This window comes from Umezawaea tangerina (assembly GCF_003002815.1).
GTDB classification, from domain to species: Bacteria; Actinomycetota; Actinomycetes; order Mycobacteriales; family Pseudonocardiaceae; genus Umezawaea; species Umezawaea tangerina.
In genome coordinates this window covers 1019530-1036104 of the sequence record NZ_PVTF01000001.1, presented here as the reverse complement: position 1 = coordinate 1036104, position 16575 = coordinate 1019530, and the positions used below count along the sequence as shown (strand labels likewise).

The window sequence follows — 16575 nt, the reverse complement described above, 5'->3', positions numbered from 1 at the left end:
CGTCACGGATGCCGCGCCGCCGGTAATTCGGGCGCGTCGGGCGGGGGTGGTCGGTCAGACTCGGTTGGTGCTGTTGACGATCACGACCACCCACCGGCCCGCGTCCGACCTCGGCTTCCTGCTGCACAAGCATCCGGGGCGGGCGCAGGTGTTCGCGGTGGCGGGCGGGGTGGCGCACGTGTTCTACCCGCGCGCGGACGAGGACGTGTGCACGGTGGCGCTGCTGCTGGAGGTCGATCCGGTCGCGCTGGTGCGGCGCGGGCGGGCGGGAGGCCTGGCGCAGTACGTGAACGACCGGCCGTACGCGGCGGGGTCGTTGGTGGCGGTGGCGATGGGGGCGGTGTTCCGGACGGCGTTGAACGGGCGGTGCGACGCGCGGCCCGAGCTGGTCGGGCAGGTGATCCCGCTGCGGGTCGAGGTGCCCGCGGTCGGGACGCCCGACGCGGGGCTGCCCGCCGCGCTGTTCGGGCCGCTGGGGTGGGCGGTCGAGGCGACGCCGGTGCCGCTGGACCCGGAGGTGCCCGCGTGGGGCGACTCGCGGTACGTGGACCTGGTGCTCACCGCCGAGCTGCGGCTGGCCGACGCGTTGCGGCAGCTCTACGTGCTGCTGCCGGTGCTGGACGGCTCGAAGCACTACTGGGTCGACCGGCAGGAGGTGGACAAGCTGCTGCGGGCGGGTGCGGGCTGGCTGGCCGGGCACCCGGAGCGGGAGCTGGTGACCCGCCGGTACCTGGGGCGCGGTGGCGGGTTCGTGCCGTCGGCGCTGGAACGGCTGGCCGAGGCCGACGACGTGCCGGAGGAGGCGCTGGACAACGCGCTCGACGAGCCCGTCGACGTGCCGCTGCCGCCGGCCGTGCAGCGCCGGGAGGCGGTGCTGGCCGTCCTGCGGTCGGCCGGGGCGCGACGGGTCGTCGACCTGGGCTGCGGTGAGGGCGCGTTGTTGCGCGCGCTGGTGGAGGACCCGCTGTTCACCGAGGTCCTGGGCGTGGACGTGTCGTCGAAGGCGCTGCGCACGGCCGAGCGGCGGCTGCACCTGGACCGGCTGTCGGACCGGGCGCGCGGGCGGATCTCGGTGCGGCAGTCCTCGCTCACCTACGCCGACGAGGGCCTGGCGGGGTACGACGCGGCGGTGCTGATGGAGGTCGTCGAGCACGTCGAGGAGGACCGGCTGCCCGTGGTGGAGCACAACGTCTTCGGTGTCGCGCGCCCCGGCACGGTGGTCGTGACGACGCCGAACGTCGAGTACAACGCGCTGTTCGAGTCGTTGCGCCCCAACGCCTTCCGGCACGCCGACCACCGTTTCGAGTGGACGAGGGCGCGGTTCCGGGCCTGGGCCGACGCCGTCGGGCGGCGGTACGGCTACACCGCCGCGCACCTGCCCGTCGGGCCCGAGGACCCCGCGCTCGGCTCCCCCACCCAGCTCGCCGTGTTCACGAGGAGGCAGGAGTCCTGATGGAGCTGACCATCCCCGACCTGTCGCTGGTCGTGCTGATCGGCGCGTCCGGGTCCGGCAAGTCCACGTTCGCCGCCCGGCACTTCGCGCCCACGCAGGTGCTGTCCAGCGACTACTTCCGCGGCCTGGTCTCCGACGACGAGAACGACCAGTCCGCGACCGCCGACGCGTTCGACGTGCTGCACCACGTGGCGGGCAAGAGGCTCGCCGCGGGCCGGGTCACCGTGGTCGACGCGACCAACGTGCAGCGGCGCGCCCGTGCCGCGCTGGTCGCGTTGGCGCGCGAGCACGACGTGCTGCCGGTCGCGGTCGTGCTCGACCTGCCGGAGGACGTCTGCGTCGCGCGCAACGCGGCGCGGCCGGACCGGGACTTCGGCGCGCGGGTCGTGCGCAGGCACGTGGCCGACCTGCGGAAGTCGTTGCGGCACCTGGGGAAGGAGGGCTTCCGCAAGGTGCACGTGCTGCACGGTCAGTCCGAAGTGGACAGCGCGTCCTTCGCCTACGAGCGGATGCTGAACGACCTGCGGCACGAGACCGGGCCCTTCGACGTGGTCGGCGACGTGCACGGCTGCCGCGCCGAGCTGGAGGAGCTGCTCGGCGCGCTGGGGTACGTGCTGAGCCGCGACGACGCCGGGCGCGCGGTCGACGCCGCGCATCCGGAGGGCAGGCGGGCGGCGTTCGTCGGAGACCTCGTGGACCGCGGTCCGGACACGCCGGGCGTGCTGCGGCTGGTGATGGGCATGGTGCGGTCGGGGCACGCGTTCGCGGTGAGCGGCAACCACGAGCACAAGCTGGTCCGGGCGCTGCGCGGCCGCGACGTGAAGGTCGCGCACGGGCTGGGCGAGTCGCTGGCGCAGCTGGCCGAGGAGCCCGCGGGGTTCCGCGAGGAGGTCGAGGCGTTCTGCCACGGCCTGGTGTCGCACCACGTGCTCGACGGCGGTGCGCTGGTGCTGGCGCACGCCGGTCTGCCGGAGCGCTTCCACGGCCGCGCCTCCAGTCGGGTGCGGAGCTTCGCGCTCTACGGCGACACCACCGGCGAGACCGACGAGTTCGGGCTGCCGGTGCGCTACCCGTGGGCCGACGACTACCGCGGCGAGGCGGTGGTCCTCTACGGGCACACGCCGGTGCCCGACGTCGAGTGGGTCAACCGGACCCTGTGCCTGGACACCGGTGTGGTGTTCGGCGGCAGGCTGACCGCGTTGCGCTACCCCGAGAAGGAGGTCGTCTCGGTCGCGGCCCACCGGGTCTGGTACGAGCCGGTGCGCCCGCTCGGCACCGCGCCCGACCGCGGGCCGCGGCCGCTGAAGCTGGGCGACGTCACCGGGAACCGCGCGGTCGGGACCGCGCACCACGGCCGGGTCGCCATCAGCGCGGAGCACTCCGCGGCGGCGCTGGAGGTGATGAGCCGGTTCGCCGTCGACCCCCGTTGGCTGGCCTACCTGCCGCCGACGATGGCGCCGACCGCGACCTCCGCGCGGCAGGACGTGCTGGAGCACCCCGCCGAGGCGTTCGCCGGGTTCCGCGGCGCCGGGGTGGCGCACGTGCTGTGCGAGGAGAAGCACATGGGCTCGCGGGCCGTCGTGCTGGTCTGCCGCGACGCCGCGACCGCGCCGCGGCGGTTCGACGTCGAGGGCACCGGTGCCGTGCACACCCGCACCGGGCGGGCGTTCTTCCCCACCGACCTCAACGAGGCGCTGCTGGACCGGGTGCGCGCGGCGGTGGCGTCGGCCGGGCTGTGGGAGGAGCTGGCGACGGACTGGCTGCTGCTGGACGCCGAGCTGCTGCCGTGGAGCGCCAAGGCGGATGGGCTGGTCCGCGAGCAGTACGCGTCCGTCGGCGCGGCGGCGTGCGCCGCGCTGCCGAGGGCCGTCGACGCGCTGACGGCGGCGCGGGAGCGCGGGGTCGACGTCGGGGACCTGCTGGCGCGCACCGCGTCGCGGGCCGCGAACGCCTCCGCCTACCGCGCGGCCTACCGCCGGTACGTGTGGGACACCGACGGGCTGGACGGCGTCCGGCTGGCGCCGTTCCAGGTGCTCGCGAGCCAGGGCCGCACCTACGAGGGCAAGCCGCACCCATGGCACCTGGCGGTGGCCGGACGGCTGCGCGCGGCCGACCCGGACCTGTTCACCGCGACCAGGAACCTGGTCGTCGACACCACCGACGAGCGGTCCCTCGCGGCGGGTGCGGCCTGGTGGGAGGAGCTGACCGCGGCCGGTGGCGAAGGCATGGTGGTCAAGCCGCTGGCGAACCTCGTGCGCGGGCGGCGCGGGCTCGTGCAGCCCGGTGTGAAGGTCCGCGGCCGGGAATACCTGCGGATCATCTACGGTCCGGACTACACGGAGACCGCGAACCTCGACCGGCTGCGCGAGCGCTCGCTGGGCGGGAAGCGTTCGCTGGCGCTCCGCGAGTACGCGCTCGGCCTGGAAGGGCTGCGGCGCGTCGCGGCGGGCGAACCGCTGTGGCGCGTGCACGAGTGCGTCTTCGCCGTCCTGGCCCTCGAATCGGAACCGGTGGACCCGCGCCTGTGAACCTGTCGATCCCCGACCTGTCCCTCGTCGTGCTGCTCGGTGCGCGGATGGCGGGCGCGCTGCCCGCGGACCGGCACGACGAGATCGACCGCCGGTTGCGCGCGGGCGGGATCACCGTCGTCGACGCCACCGGGGCGACCCGCCAGGCGCGGGCGGAGCTGGTCGTGCTGGCCAAGCGGCGCAGCGCCACCCCGGTGGCCGTCGCCGTCGGCGCGACCGAGTGGTCGTTGCGCGAACAGGGTTTCCGGCGCGTGCACGTGCTGGCCGACCAGGCCGCGGTGGACGCCGTGCGGTTCGAGGTCGAGCGGCTGCCGAACGACCTGCGGGAGCTGACCGGGCCGTTCGACGCGATCGGGGACGTGCACGGGTGCCGGGTGGAGCTGGAGGAGCTGCTGCGGGACCTGGGGTACGGGATCGTGCACGACGACCGGTTGCGCGCGGTGGACGCGGTGCACCCGGACGGGCGCACGGTGCTGTTCGTGGGCGACCTGGTGGACCGCGGTCCGGACACGCCCGGCGTGCTGCGGCTCGCCATGGGGATGGTGGCGGCCGGGCGGGCGCTCGTGGTGCGGGGGAACCACGAGGACAAGCTGGTGAAGGCGTTGCGGGGCAACGACGTGCGGATGACCCACGGGCTGGCCGAGTCGATGGCGCAGCTGGGGCGGGAGTCGGCGGGGTTCCGCGGGCGGGTGCTGGAGTTCTGCTCCGGGCTGGTGCCGCACTACGTGCTCGACGGCGGCGCGCTGGTGGTCGCGCACGCCGGGCTGCCGGAGAAGTACCACGGCCGGGAGTCCTCGCGGACGCGCAGCCTGGCCATCTGGGGCGAGAACACGGGCGAGGTCGACGAGGCCGGGAACCCGGTGCGGTACCCGTGGGCCGAGGAGTACTCCGGGGCGGCGACCGTCCTCTACGGACACACGCCGGTGGCGGAGGCGCGCTGGGTGAACGGGACCATGTGCCTGGACACGGGGTGCGTGTTCGGCGGACGGCTGTCGGCGCTGAGGTACCCGGAGCGCGAGGTCGTGTGGGTGCCCGCGCGGAGGCGCTGGTTCGAGCGGGCGGGGAAGCTGGTCTAGGGCGCTCCACCCGGACGGCGCTAGTCGGCCAGTGCCAGCCAGGGGTGGTCGGGGTCGAGCCTGCGGAGCTCGGTGAACAGCCGCTCGCGGGCTTCGGCGCGCAGCCACGGGAGGGTGCGGTCCAGGTCCGCGGTGGTGCGGGTGCGGGCCGAGCGGAAGAGCAGCACCAGCTCCGGGTTGAGGTAGCGCAGGCCGTCCTCGACCCAGGTCGCCTCGTCCAGCGGGTAGGTGACCGAGGGGTCGCGGGCGAACACCCACCGACCCCGCCACCGCCTCGTCGGGCGGACGTCGAGCTGCCACGGGCTGTCCGGGCCCGCGCGGACCCACAGGCGGGTGGCGGTCGCGGGGACCTCGGCGGGCAGCGGGACCGCGAAGCCGTCGACGACCGCCCGCACGTCCGCCCCCGCGAAGTGGGCGCGCAGCGCGGGCAGGTCGTCGTGGAACAGGCCGACGACCAGGCGGTCGTGGGCGCCGCGGACGGCCGTGTACCGCTCCAGCGCCCAGCCGCCGCAGACCCACCACGGGGCGCCGAGGCCGTCCAGGGCCAGGGCGCCCGCGCGGGGGTCGAGCACGTCCCAGTCGATCATGTCCACGGCAGGGCAGGTCAACCCTGCGAGGGGTCGTCCTTCTTGTCGGAAGGTGGCGGTTCGTCGAAGCTCGCGGGCAGGTTGCGCAGGTGCTTGTTCATCGAGCGGACGAGGAAGAAGACCGCGATGAAGAACAGCACCAGCAGCAGCAGGCCCAGCGGGGAGGACTTGCCGAAGTCCTCCCGCTGACCGCCGGGGTCGTTCGACGTGGGCGGTTGGGCCACGACGAGCGCGACGGTGTCCTGCAGCGGGACGCGGGCGAGCATCACGCGGACACCCGCTCGCGCAGACCGGCGAACAGGTCGTCCTCGGGGACGGTGCTGTCGACCAGCGAGCGCGCGAGCTCGTACTCCTCGGTCGACCAGAGCTTCTGCTGCATCTCCAGCGGCATGAAGAACCAGCGGCTCTCCGGGTCGATCTGGGTGGCGTGCGCCTTCAGCGCGGCGTCGCGCTGCGGGAAGAACTCGGCGCACTCGACCCTGGTCGTCACCCGCTCCAGCACGTCGGGGGTGTTGAGGTCCCACTTCGCGATCCACTCGGTGTACGGCGACTCCTGGCCGGACTCGATGATCGCGTTGTGGAAGGCCGTCATCTTCGCGCGGGAGAAGCCGTGCGAGTAGTACAGCTTCAACGGCTGCCACGGCTCGCCCGCCTCGGGGAACCGCTCCGGGTCACCCGCCGCGTCGAACGCGGCGACGGACACCTCGTGCGTGCGGATGTGGTCCGGGTGCGGGTAGCCGCCGTTCTCGTCGTAGGTGACGACGACGTGCGGGCGGAACTCGCGGATGACCTCGACCAGCTTCTCCGCCGACTCCTCCAGCGGGACCAGCGCGAAGCAGCCCTCCGGGAGCGGGGGCAGCGGGTCGCCCTCGGGCAGCCCGGAGTCGACGAACCCCAGCCAGCGGTGCTGGATGCCGAGGATCTCGGCCGCCTTCGCCATCTCGTCACGACGGATCTCCGCCATGTTCTCCAGCACCTCGGGCCGGTCCATCGCCGGGTTCAGGATGCTGCCCGCCTCACCCCCGGTGCAGGTCACGACCATCACCTCGTGACCCTCCGAGACGTAGCGGGCCATCGTGGCCGCGCCCTTGCTCGACTCGTCGTCGGGGTGCGCGTGGACCGCCATCAGGCGCAGCTTCTCGACCATGACCGACCCGGTCCTCCTCGTAGTTTCCGTCCAGCCCCACCGGGCAGGGCCCCACAGGACCCTGCGACACTCAACGCGGACGTCGACGCCCATTGTTCCCGCTGGTCCGCAGCAGGCGAACGGGCGGGGTCGGGAGGTGGTGACCGCGGTGGTGCAGCGCACGCTGCCCGAGGGCCGTTACGGCAAGCGGGCGAAGGGCCCGCTGCCGAGGTGGCTCCGCTGGTCACTGCCCGTGGTGGGCGTGCTCGTGGGCGTCGTGATCGCCCTCGTCGCCTACCGGAACCTCGGCAACCAGCCCATCGAGGCCAAGCAGAGCGGCTTCGAGGTGCTCGGCGACAGCACCGTCGAGGTCACGTTCGAGGTGGTCAGGGACGATCCGGCCCGCGCCGCCGTGTGCATCATCCGGGCCCGTTCCGACGACGGCGACGAGGCCGGGCGCCGCGAGGTGCTCGTCCCACCAGGTAGGACGACGGTGATCGAGAAGACCACCTTGCGCACGTCGAAACCACCGGTCACCGGCGAGGTGTTCGGCTGCTCCTACCAGGTACCCGCCTACCTGTCCACGAACTAGCGGCCAAGCGGGTGATCTGCGGGTTTAGCGGCGGTGTCGGGAACAAAACACCGTAGTCGAACGTTGTAAACGTGTTACTCTTGCAGCTCAGCACGGCCCCGGTGTGGGCCGTGTTTTTCCGTTCCGGGCGCGGTGCTGCCCGGAAACTGCCAGTCCACAAGGTGGGCCTGGAGCAAGACGAGGAGTTGGTGACCGTGAGCGACACCCAGGTGACCTGGCTTACCCAGGAGGCCTACGACCGGCTCAAGGCTGAGCTGGACGAGCTGATCCAGAATCGCCCGGTCATTGCCACTGAGATCAACGCGCGCCGCGAGGAGGGCGACCTCCGTGAGAACGGCGGTTACCACGCGGCCCGCGAGGAGCAGGGCAAGCAGGAAGCCCGGATCCGGCAGCTGCAGGAGCTCCTCCAGGCGGCCAAGGTCGGCGAGGCCCCGACCACGAAGGGCGTCGCCGCCCCCGGCACCGTGCTGACCATCCGCTACGACGGCGACGACGAGACCGAGGAGTTCCTGCTCGCCACCCGCGAGGAGGGCGCCCACGGCGCGATGGAGGTCTACTCCCCCGCCTCCCCGCTCGGCAAGGCCCTGCTCGGCGCCAAGGACGGCGAGACCGTCGAGTACGAACTGCCCAACGGCAAGAGCCAGAAGGTCACCCTGATCAAGGCAGTCCCCTACTCCGCCTGACCAGCACAGCACCACGCACAGAGGCGATCACCACCCGGTGATCGCCTCTTCTGCGTGTCCAGAAGCCCAACAAAACCCCCAACAACAAGAACAAAGCAACGAACCCCACCAGAAGCCCAAAAAACAAAAAGTCCGACCCGAGAAAGCCGCTGGTACGCGACGAAAGCACGCAACCGTGGTCGATTTGACTTGGGGTTTTTGGGCTTACAATCAGTCGGCGGGCACGCTCTACCACCTGCCCTTTTACGCCGACAAAGCCCAAAAAAGGGGCCCCAAGTCAAATCGACCACACCACCGCGGGTCGTAACCCCCACCCAGCCACGCACCCGACGAACTCGCTACGCCTCGACAACCACGCACGACCACCCAGCCACCCCCGACCGACCCCACCCGACCACCCAACAATCACCCGATCCGCTCCAACAACGGCCGCACCCTCGGCGGCACCGGCGTGGACAAAGCGATCGACGTCGACAGCCTCTCCACCCCCGGCACGTCCACCATCTCGTCGATCACCCTCTGCAGGTCCGCGTTCGACCGGGCCACCATCCTCACGAACAGGTCCCCCTGCCCCGTCGTCGCGTGCACCTCGCACACCTCGTTGATCGCCGCCAGCCCGTCGGACACCTCCTGCCTGCGCCCCTGCGCGATCTCCAGCACCGCGAACGCCGTGAGCCCGTACCCCATCGCCGCGAGGTCCAGCGCGGGCGGGAACCCGGTGAGCACGCCCTTGCCCACCAGCCGGTCCAGCCGTGCCTGCACGGTGCCCCGCGCGACTCCCAACCGCCGTGAGCACTCCAGCACCCCGAGGCGGGGTTCGTCGGTGAGGAGCAGGAGGAGTCGTGCGTCGAGTACGTCCAGTGTCTGGTCAGAGTGTTCTAGTTGCTCGCCCGAAGTCATGGTGCACTGTACAAAATGACCAGGAATTTCACTGAGTGTTGCTCAGGATGCCTGGTGCGGCACATCCTCTGGGTACCGAACTGGACAACGGAGGGAACGCCATGACCGGGACTCTGGGTCGCACCGACCAGCAGCTCGACGACGTGAGCTACGACCAGCTCAGGCAGCTCGTCGGCCTGGTGGACTACGACGCCACCAAGGACCCGTTCCCGGTGCGGGCGATGGACGCCGTGGTGTTCGTCGCGGGCAACGCCACCCAGACCGCGTGGTTCTACCAGGTCGCCTTCGGCATGCAGCTCGTCGCGTACGCCGGTCCGGAGACGGGCCAGCGCGACCACAAGGCGTTCGTGCTGAAGTCCGGCTCGGCCCGGTTCGTGATCAAGGGCGGGGTGCTGCCGGGCAGCGACCTGCTGGAGCACCACCGCAGGCACGGCGACGGCGTGGTCGACCTGGCGCTGGAGGTCGACGACGTCGACCGCTGCGTCGAGCACGCCCGGTCCCAGGGCGCGACCGTGCTGGTCGAGCCGCACGACGTGAGCGACGACAACGGCACCGTGCGCACCGCGGCCATCGCGACCTACGGCGAGACCCGCCACACGCTGGTCGACCGGTCCCGCTACACCGGCCCCTACCTGCCCGGCTACGTCGTCAAGGAGAGCACCGTCGTCCGCCCCGCGGGCGCGCCGAAGCGGCTGTTCCAGGCGATCGACCACTGCGTCGGCAACGTCGAGCTCGGCAAGATGGACTACTGGGTCGAGTGGTACAACCGCGTCATGGGCTTCGTGAACATGGCGGAGTTCATCGGCGACGACATCGCCACGGACTACTCGGCCCTGATGAGCAAGGTCGTCTCCAACGGCAACCACCGGGTCAAGTTCCCGCTCAACGAGCCCGCGATCGCGCAGCGCAAGTCGCAGATCGACGAGTACCTGGAGTTCTACGAGGGCGCGGGCGTGCAGCACATCGCGCTGGCGACCAACGACATCATCGGCACCGTGACCGCGATGCGCGCGGCGGGCGTGGAGTTCCTGGAGACCCCGGACTCCTACTACGACGACCCGGAGCTGCGGGCCCGCATCGGCGAGGTGCGGGTGCCGATCGAGGTGCTCAAGGAGCACCGCATCCTGGTCGACCGCGACGAGGACGGCTACCTGCTGCAGATCTTCACCGCCCCCATCGGCGACCGGCCCACGGTGTTCTACGAGCTGATCGAGCGGCACGGCTCGCTCGGCTTCGGCAAGGGCAACTTCAAGGCGCTGTTCGAGGCCATCGAGCGCGAGCAGGAGCGCCGGGGCAACCTCTGACCTCCGGCGGGCGTCCTGGTTGCGGGACAACGACACCGCAACCAGGGGGCACGTCGTGGGGATCGCCAGGGGGACGGGGCTGGTGGGCGTCGGCGCGGCGCTCCTGCTGCTCAGCGCGTGCGCGGGCATCGGGAAGCACAGCGCGCCGTCGGTCGAGCCGAGCGCGCGGGGCGTGCTGGACGCGCCCACCGGGACCGCGGTGCCGTCGAACCAGCCGAAGCCGCTGGCGGACGTGCCGGTGTCGATCGTGACCGCCATGACCGCCGACGGCGAGGTCAGGTGGCTGACCGCCCGGTTCGTGACGGCCAGGACGAACAACCGCACGGTCGAGGCCGTCGACCAGGTCGAGCACATCTCGCGGCTCGCACCCGACGCGGTGCTGCTGTCGCCCGAGGGCTGCACGCCCGGCAAGGGCTCCGCGGAGCTGGTGCTGGACGACAACGGTCTCGGCACGGTGCTGTGCTCGGTCGCCGAGTACGCCGCCCTGACCCCCACGTGGACCGAGTACGCGCCCGCGATCTCGTTCAACGCGGCGGGTGAGATCACGAAGATGGCGAACCACTACCATCCGTGATGAACCGACGGCGGATAGCAGCCAACTCCGGGCGACGAGCTTGGAGGGCACTGCCCGGAGACGGGTACGCTCTGTCGTGGGGGACCTCACAGGGCATTCACACCAGGGAGGCGGCATGGCACACGTGGGACGCGCAGCCGCCGTGATTCCGCTCGTCGGAGCGGTGGCCACGGCCGTGGCCCTGACCGGCGCGGCCTTCTTCACCGTCGCCCAGACGGGCTGTCACGAGGCTGGGCACTTCGAGCAGCACGGCGGTGTGCTCCAGTTCGTCGGCGGGTGCGTCAGCGGGCAGGAGCTGCCCGCGGTGCCCAAGGTCGAGAACACCCAGTACCCGCAGCAGGGCGACAACCTGCTCAAGCCCTAGGGCCACGACGTCGAAGGGGCCCCGCCGAACCTCGGGCGGGCCCCTTCGTCGTGGTCGGGGAGGCTCAGCCCAGCGCCGCGAGCAGGTCGGCGACCAGGTCGTCACCGGACTCGATGCCGACCGAGAGGCGGATGAGGTCCGACGGCACCTCCAGCAGCGAGCCCTCGGTGCTGGCGTGCGTCATCTTGCCGGGGTGCTCGATCAGCGACTCCACGCCGCCCAGCGACTCTGCCAGCGTGAACAGCCTGGTGCGCGCGCACACCTCCAGCGCGGCCTGCTCGCCGCCGTGGACGGTGAACGAGATCATCCCGCCGAAGCGGCGCATCTGCTTGGCCGCCAGCTCGTGACCGGGGTGGTCGGGCAGCCCGGGGTAGAGCACGGTCTTGACCTTGGGGTGGTTGAGCAGCGCCTGCACGACCAGCTCGGCGTTGTCGGAGTGCTTCTCCATGCGCAGCTCAAGGGTCTTGATGCCGCGCAGCGTGAGCCACGAGTCGAACGGGCTGGCGACCGCGCCCGCGCCGTTCTGCAGGAAGCCGAACTGGGCGTCCAGCTCGTCGTCGGAGGTGACGAGCGCGCCGCCGACAACGTCGGAGTGGCCGCCGATGTACTTGGTCGTGGAGTGCATCACCACGTCGGCGCCGAGGCCGAGCGGGCTCTGCAGGTACGGCGAGGCGAACGTGTTGTCCACCACGAGCAGCGCGCCGCCGGAGTGCGCGATCTGGGACAGGCCCGCGATGTCCGCGATGTTGAGCAGCGGGTTGGTGGGCGTCTCGATCCAGACGACCTTGGTGTTGGGGCGCATCGCCGTGCGGACCGCGTCCACGTCCGACAGGTCGACGGGGCTGTGCTCGATGCCCCAGTGGCCCAGCACCTTGTCGATGAGCCGGAACGTGCCGCCGTAGGCGTCGTTCGGGATGAGGATGTGGTCGCCGGGGCGCAGCATCGACCGCAGCGCCGCGTCCGTCGCGCCCATGCCGGAGGCGAACGCGCGGGCGTGCCTGCCGCCCTCCAGCGAGGCCAGGCACTCCTGCAACGCGGTCCTCGTCGGGTTGCCGGTGCGGGAGTACTCGTAGCCGTCGCGGAGCCCGCCCACGCCGTCCTGGGCGTAGGTGGAGGTCGCGTGGATGGGTGGGATCACCGAGCCGGTGGTCGGGTCGGGGTCCTGGCCCGCGTGGATCGCCCTGGTCGCGAAGCCGTGGTGAGCGGAGCTGTCGGTCATGACTAGAGCCTACGGCGTGGAATGGGACCGTCCCGGATGCCGGACCGGCCCCCGACCGGGTGGTCGGGGGCCGGTGTGCGACCTCTGGGTCAGCGGGTCACCACTGCGCGGGCGGCTGCTGCTGGCCGTAGCCCTGCTGGGGCTGCTGGCCGTAGGGCTGCTGCGGCTGGCCGTACTGGCCCGGCTGCGGCTGCTGGCCGTAGGGCTGGGCCGCCTGGGCGCCGGTGCCGGGGAAGTTCCCGCCGCCGATGGCGCCGGGGCCGCCGCTCTCGTTGACCACGACGGTGCCCATGATCTTGTCGGCCCAGGTCTGCTTCTTGACCTCCCACAGCGGGGCGAAGAACCCGACGTAGCAGGGCAGCGCGTCCACGACGTGGCACAGGTGCCGGACGAAGGCGTTCGCGAAGCCGACCGGCTGCCCGGTCTCCTCCTTGATCAGCCTGATCTTGGCGACCTTCTTGCCGAAGGACTGGCCGGTGGTGCCCTGCAGGTACCAGGAGTTGTAGCCCATGTAGCCCAGCAGCGCGATGTAGCCGATGCCGCTGATGGCCAGCGAGGCCGAGAGGTTGCGCGACGTGCCGCCGATGGCGAACACCAGCACGTAGAACACCACGGCGGGGGCCGCGAAGTCGATCAGACCGCCGATGAGCCGCTGGCCCCACTCGGCGTAGTTGCCCGCGGGGGCCGCGCCGTAGCCCGCCTGCGCCGGGTAACCGGGCTGCGCCCCGCCCCACGCCTGCTGCTGCGGCTGGCCGTAGGCCGGTGCCTGCGCGCCCCACGGCTGCTGGGGCTGCTGCGGCTGGCCGTACGGCTGCTGGCCGTAGGGCTGCTGCGGGGGCTGGCCGTAGGGCTGCTGGGGCTGGCCGTACGGCTGTTGCGGCTGGCCGTAGCCCTGCTGGGGCTGCTGGCCGTAGGGCTGCTGCGGCGCGGGCGGCTGCTGGGACGGGAACCCGCCCGAGGGCGGCTGCGCCGGGAACCCGCCGGAGGGGGCGCCGGGCTGCTGGCCGAAGGGCTGCTGCTGGTGCTGCTGGCCGGAGACGACCTGGGTCGCCTCCGAGCTCGGCTGCTGCTGGGCCTGGCCGGACGGGACGACCTGGGTGGCTTCGGCGGGCGGGAACGCCGGGGGCTGTCCGCCGCTCGGCACCACCTGCGTCGCTTCGGCGCTGGGGGACGGGGGCTCGTTGCCCTGTCCCTCCTGTGGTTGGCCGCCGTATTGGTTTCCTGGCGGCTGCGGAGCGTTCATCGGAGTTTCCCATCCCCTTGGCGTGGGTCGCGATTGCCGGTAAGTGCTGGCCACGCTAGCGGATGGCGCGGGTCGCGCCACCGGCAACCGCTGAACGTGTCGTCGATCGCCCCGCTCACCTGCCCGCGAGGAAACCCAGGATGTCCTGGCGGGTAACGACGCCCGCCGGCTTGCCGTCGTCGAGCACCAGGGCGCCGTCGGCGTGCGACAGCGCCTTCATCGCGACGCCGACCGACTCGCCCGCGCCGATCGTCGGCAGCGGGGCCGACATGTGCTTCTCCAGCGTGTCGGCGAGCTGCGCCTTGCCGGTGAACAGCGCCTCCAGCAGGTCGCGCTCGTTGACCGCGCCCGCGACCTCCGCCGCCATGATCGGCGGCTCGGCGTTCACGACGGGCATCTGGGACACGCCGAACTCGCGCAGGATCGCCACGGCCTCGGCCACGGTCTCCTTGGGGTGGCCGTGCACCAGGTCCGGGATGTGGCCGTCCTTGCGCCGCAGCACGTCGCCGACGGTGGCGCCGGAGGAGTCGGGCGGCAGGAAGCCGTAGGAGGACATCCACTGGTCGTTGAAGACCTTCGACAGGTAGCCGCGGCCGCCGTCGGGCAGCAGCACGACCACGACGTCGTCCGGGCCGCAGCTCTTGGCGATCTTCATCGCGGCCGCGGCGGCCATGCCGCACGAGCCGCCGACGAGCAGGCCCTCCTCGCGGGCGAGGCGGCGGGTGACGGCGAAGGAGTCAGCGTCCGACACCGCGACGATCTCGTCGCAGATGTCGCGGTCGTAGGCGTCCGGCCAGAAGTCCTCGCCGACGCCCTCGACGAGGTACGGACGTCCGGTGCCACCGGAGTACACGGAGCCCTCGGGGTCCGCGCCGATGATCTTCACCTTGCCGCCGGACACCTCCTTGAGGTAGCGCCCGGTGCCCGAGATCGTGCCGCCGGTGCCGACGCCCGCGACGAAGTGCGTGATCCGCCCCTCCGTCTGCCGCCAGATCTCCGGGCCGGTCGAGTGGTAGTGGCTCAGCGGGTTCTGCGGGTTCGAGTACTGGTCCGGCTTCCACGCGTCCGGGATCTCGCGCACCAGCCGGTCCGACACGTTGTAGTAGGAGTCCGGGTGCTCCGGGGCGACCGCCGTCGGGCACACCACGACCTCGGCGCCGTACGCCTTCAGCACGTTGCGCTTGTCCTCGCTGACCTTGTCCGGGCAGACGAACACGCACTTGTAGCCCCGCCGCTGCGCGACCAGCGCCAGCCCCACCCCGGTGTTGCCCGACGTCGGCTCCACGATCGTCCCGCCCGGCTTCAGCTCACCGGAGGCCTCGGCCGCCTCCACCATGCGCAGCGCGATGCGGTCCTTCACGCTCCCGCCGGGGTTCAGGTACTCGACCTTGGCGAGCACCAGCGGCGCCGCGCCCTCGGTCACCGAGTTCAGCTTCACCAGCGGCGTGTTGCCAACCAGGTCGACGACGTGCTCGACGTACTCCACCGGGAGAGTCCCTTCCCACTTTGCGAGATGACGCGGGCAGCGTAACTCCGACGGCGGGGTGCCCCCACCCGGTCCGGCTGTTGGTGGACGATTCACCGGGGCGAAAGGGGTGGTCACGTGGTGGGTGCACGACGATTACGGGTGGCCGCGGTCGCGCTGGGGGCGGTCGGCGGCGGGTTCAGCGCCCTGTACGCGCTGCTCAGCGAGCAGGGCAGGCGGGCGAGGCTGGCGATCGGCGTGCCCGAGGCGCCCCCGCCGCGGGCCGACGGCGTCTACACCCCCGCCCACCTGCACGGCATCCGACCGTCACTGCGGTTCGCCGTGGTCGGCGACTCCATGGCCGCGGGCCTGGGCGTCGACCGCGAGGACGAGCTGCCCGGCGTGCTCATGGCCAGGGGCCTCGCCGAGGAGGCCGACCGCCCCGTGCGACTCACCACCTACGCCATCAGCGGCTCCACCACCAACGACCTCCCCGCCCAGGTAGACCGGGTCCTGCAAGACCCGCCGGACGTCGCCCTGGTGATCATCGGCGCCAACGACGTCACCACACGCGTCTCCATCGGCACAGCCGTCACGGTCCTCGCCACCGAAGTCCGCAGGCTTCGCCTCGCCGGCATCGGCGTCGTCGTCGGCACCTGCCCCGACCTCGGCGCGATCCGCCCCATCGCCCAACCCCTGCGCTCCGTGGCCCGGTCCTGGAGCCTCCGCCTGGCCAAGGAGCAGAAGACCGCCGTGGAACAGGCAGGCGGCGTAGCCGTCCCCCTCGCCGACCTCCTCTCCCCCGAGTTCCTCGCCCGACCGGGCGACCTCTTCAGCGCCGACCGCTTCCACCCCAACGCCGCCGGCTACGACGCCGCAGCCGCCATCCTGCTCGCCCCGCTGTGCAGCGTGGCCGGCGTGTGGCACGGCGGCCCACTACCGGAATGGCCACAGCGCTCAGCACTCGCAGAAGCCAGAAGACCCACGACAAGGATCGTCGCCTGGCTCAACCGCAAACACCGCCAACAGAAGTGACAGCACCCAAGCACCAGCAACCCAAGCCCGAAGCCACCAAGCCCTGAACCCAACACGCCCAAGCCCCAAGCCCAAGCCGCTGGAACCAACACGCCAAGGCCGACCCGCGCAAGCCGCTGGTACGCAACGAAAGCACGCAACCGTGGTCGATTTTACTTGGGGTTTTTGGGCCTACAATTAGTCGGCGGGCAGGCTCTACCACCTGCCCTTTTTCGCCCGACGAGGCCCAAAAAGAGGGGCCCCAAGTCAAATCGACCACACCACCGCGGGTCGTAACCCCCACCCAGCCACGCACCCCGGCGAACTCGCTACGCCTCGACAACCACACACAACCCACCGAGCCACCCAGGTACGGGACTCGCTACGCCTCGACAACCACGCACAACCCCAACGAGCCATCCACCCTCGGGACTCGCTACGCCTCGG

General features: G+C 71.7%; 15 protein-coding genes and 1 pseudogene. 9 read left to right on the top strand and 7 right to left on the bottom strand.

Annotated features, from left to right (window positions below):
- Positions 1 to 67: 67 nt before the first annotated feature.
- The 3 genes and pseudogenes from CLV43_RS04925 to CLV43_RS04915 all read left to right on the top strand — a co-directional run.
- Positions 68 to 1453 (top strand): 3' terminal RNA ribose 2'-O-methyltransferase Hen1, encoded by a 1386-nt coding sequence (locus tag CLV43_RS04925; protein ID WP_106185684.1) that lies wholly within the window; start codon positions 68 to 70, stop codon positions 1451 to 1453.
- Positions 1453 to 3981: a polynucleotide kinase-phosphatase gene (locus CLV43_RS04920; RefSeq protein ID WP_106185683.1), complete on the top strand. Its 2529-nt coding sequence runs from the start codon at positions 1453 to 1455 to the stop codon at positions 3979 to 3981. The genes CLV43_RS04925 and CLV43_RS04920 overlap by 1 nt, the downstream gene beginning before the upstream one ends.
- Before the next feature lie 47 nt (positions 3982 to 4028).
- Positions 4029 to 5036: pseudogene (locus CLV43_RS04915) on the top strand (metallophosphoesterase); the annotation flags it as partial.
- Positions 5037 to 5077: 41 nt separating this feature from the next.
- Here the strand turns inward: CLV43_RS04915 and CLV43_RS04910 are convergent.
- From CLV43_RS04910 to mca, 3 genes are read right to left on the bottom strand one after another with little or no spacing between them, the layout of a single operon-like run.
- Positions 5078 to 5650 (bottom strand): hypothetical protein, encoded by a 573-nt coding sequence (locus tag CLV43_RS04910; RefSeq protein ID WP_106185682.1) that lies wholly within the window; start codon positions 5648 to 5650, stop codon positions 5078 to 5080.
- Between the two features lie 11 nt (positions 5651 to 5661).
- The gene (locus CLV43_RS04905; RefSeq protein WP_106186033.1) at positions 5662 to 5910 is read right to left on the bottom strand and encodes a hypothetical protein; all 249 of its coding nucleotides are present in this window, start codon (positions 5908 to 5910) and stop codon (positions 5662 to 5664) included.
- The gene (mca, locus tag CLV43_RS04900; RefSeq protein ID WP_106185681.1) at positions 5910 to 6791 is read right to left on the bottom strand and encodes a mycothiol conjugate amidase Mca; all 882 of its coding nucleotides are present in this window, start codon (positions 6789 to 6791) and stop codon (positions 5910 to 5912) included. Before mca ends, CLV43_RS04905 begins: the two co-directional genes overlap by 1 nt.
- Positions 6792 to 6930: 139 nt before the next feature.
- Here mca and CLV43_RS04895 point away from each other — a divergent pair, with 139 nt between their 5' ends.
- Positions 6931 to 7362 carry a DUF4307 domain-containing protein gene (locus CLV43_RS04895; RefSeq protein ID WP_245886125.1) on the top strand — a complete coding sequence of 144 codons (432 nt, stop codon included), beginning with the start codon at positions 6931 to 6933 and terminating at the stop codon, positions 7360 to 7362.
- A gap of 188 nt (positions 7363 to 7550) precedes the next feature.
- Positions 7551 to 8045, top strand: a complete 495-nt coding sequence (gene greA / locus CLV43_RS04890; RefSeq protein WP_106186032.1) for a transcription elongation factor GreA — start codon at positions 7551 to 7553, stop codon at positions 8043 to 8045.
- Positions 8046 to 8450: 405 nt separating this feature from the next.
- Here the strand turns inward: greA and CLV43_RS04885 are convergent, their stop codons facing one another.
- Positions 8451 to 8945 carry an Lrp/AsnC family transcriptional regulator gene (locus CLV43_RS04885; protein ID WP_106185679.1) on the bottom strand — a complete coding sequence of 165 codons (495 nt, stop codon included), beginning with the start codon at positions 8943 to 8945 and terminating at the stop codon, positions 8451 to 8453.
- Positions 8946 to 9046: 101 nt separating this feature from the next.
- Here CLV43_RS04885 and hppD point away from each other — a divergent pair, with 101 nt between their 5' ends.
- From hppD to CLV43_RS04870, 3 genes are all read left to right on the top strand, one after another.
- Positions 9047 to 10249 carry a 4-hydroxyphenylpyruvate dioxygenase gene (gene hppD / locus CLV43_RS04880; RefSeq protein WP_106185678.1) on the top strand — a complete coding sequence of 401 codons (1203 nt, stop codon included), beginning with the start codon at positions 9047 to 9049 and terminating at the stop codon, positions 10247 to 10249.
- Positions 10250 to 10304: 55 nt separating this feature from the next.
- Positions 10305 to 10823, top strand: coding sequence for a hypothetical protein (locus CLV43_RS04875; RefSeq protein WP_106185677.1), 519 nt, complete (start codon positions 10305 to 10307; stop codon positions 10821 to 10823).
- 115 nt (positions 10824 to 10938) lie between these two features.
- Positions 10939 to 11187 carry a hypothetical protein gene (locus CLV43_RS04870; RefSeq protein WP_146174642.1) on the top strand — a complete coding sequence of 83 codons (249 nt, stop codon included), beginning with the start codon at positions 10939 to 10941 and terminating at the stop codon, positions 11185 to 11187.
- 64 nt (positions 11188 to 11251) lie between these two features.
- On the opposite strand, the gene CLV43_RS04865 is transcribed toward CLV43_RS04870, so the two are convergent.
- The 3 genes from CLV43_RS04865 to CLV43_RS04855 form a co-directional block, all read right to left on the bottom strand.
- Positions 11252 to 12406, bottom strand: a complete 1155-nt coding sequence (locus CLV43_RS04865; protein ID WP_106185675.1) for a cystathionine gamma-synthase — start codon at positions 12404 to 12406, stop codon at positions 11252 to 11254.
- A gap of 97 nt (positions 12407 to 12503) precedes the next feature.
- Entirely contained in the window at positions 12504 to 13550 is a 1047-nt protein-coding gene (locus tag CLV43_RS04860) for an RDD family protein (protein ID WP_211304216.1), read from the bottom strand.
- A gap of 214 nt (positions 13551 to 13764) precedes the next feature.
- The gene (locus CLV43_RS04855; protein ID WP_106185673.1) at positions 13765 to 15135 is read right to left on the bottom strand and encodes a cystathionine beta-synthase; all 1371 of its coding nucleotides are present in this window, start codon (positions 15133 to 15135) and stop codon (positions 13765 to 13767) included.
- 117 nt (positions 15136 to 15252) lie between these two features.
- On the opposite strand from CLV43_RS04855, the gene CLV43_RS04850 reads away from it, so the two are divergent.
- Complete coding sequence (locus CLV43_RS04850) at positions 15253 to 16149, top strand: SGNH/GDSL hydrolase family protein (protein ID WP_106185672.1); 897 nt, start codon at positions 15253 to 15255, stop codon at positions 16147 to 16149.
- Positions 16150 to 16575 lie beyond the last annotated feature (426 nt).

Bases quoted from the DNA above. Each gene is read 5' to 3' on its own strand.
- CLV43_RS04920 (WP_106185683.1), top strand. From the start codon at position 1,453: ATGGAGCTGACCATCCCCGACCTGTCGCTGGTCGTGCTGATCGGCGCG.
- CLV43_RS04905 (WP_106186033.1), bottom strand. From the start codon at position 5,910: ATGCTCGCCCGCGTCCCGCTGCAGGACACCGTCGCGCTCGTCGTGGCC.
- mca (WP_106185681.1), bottom strand. From the start codon at position 6,791: ATGGTCGAGAAGCTGCGCCTGATGGCGGTCCACGCGCACCCCGACGAC.
- CLV43_RS04885 (WP_106185679.1), bottom strand. From the start codon at position 8,945: ATGACTTCGGGCGAGCAACTAGAACACTCTGACCAGACACTGGACGTA.
- hppD (WP_106185678.1), top strand. From the start codon at position 9,047: ATGACCGGGACTCTGGGTCGCACCGACCAGCAGCTCGACGACGTGAGC.
- CLV43_RS04870 (WP_146174642.1), top strand. From the start codon at position 10,939: ATGGCACACGTGGGACGCGCAGCCGCCGTGATTCCGCTCGTCGGAGCG.
- CLV43_RS04865 (WP_106185675.1), bottom strand. From the start codon at position 12,406: ATGACCGACAGCTCCGCTCACCACGGCTTCGCGACCAGGGCGATCCAC.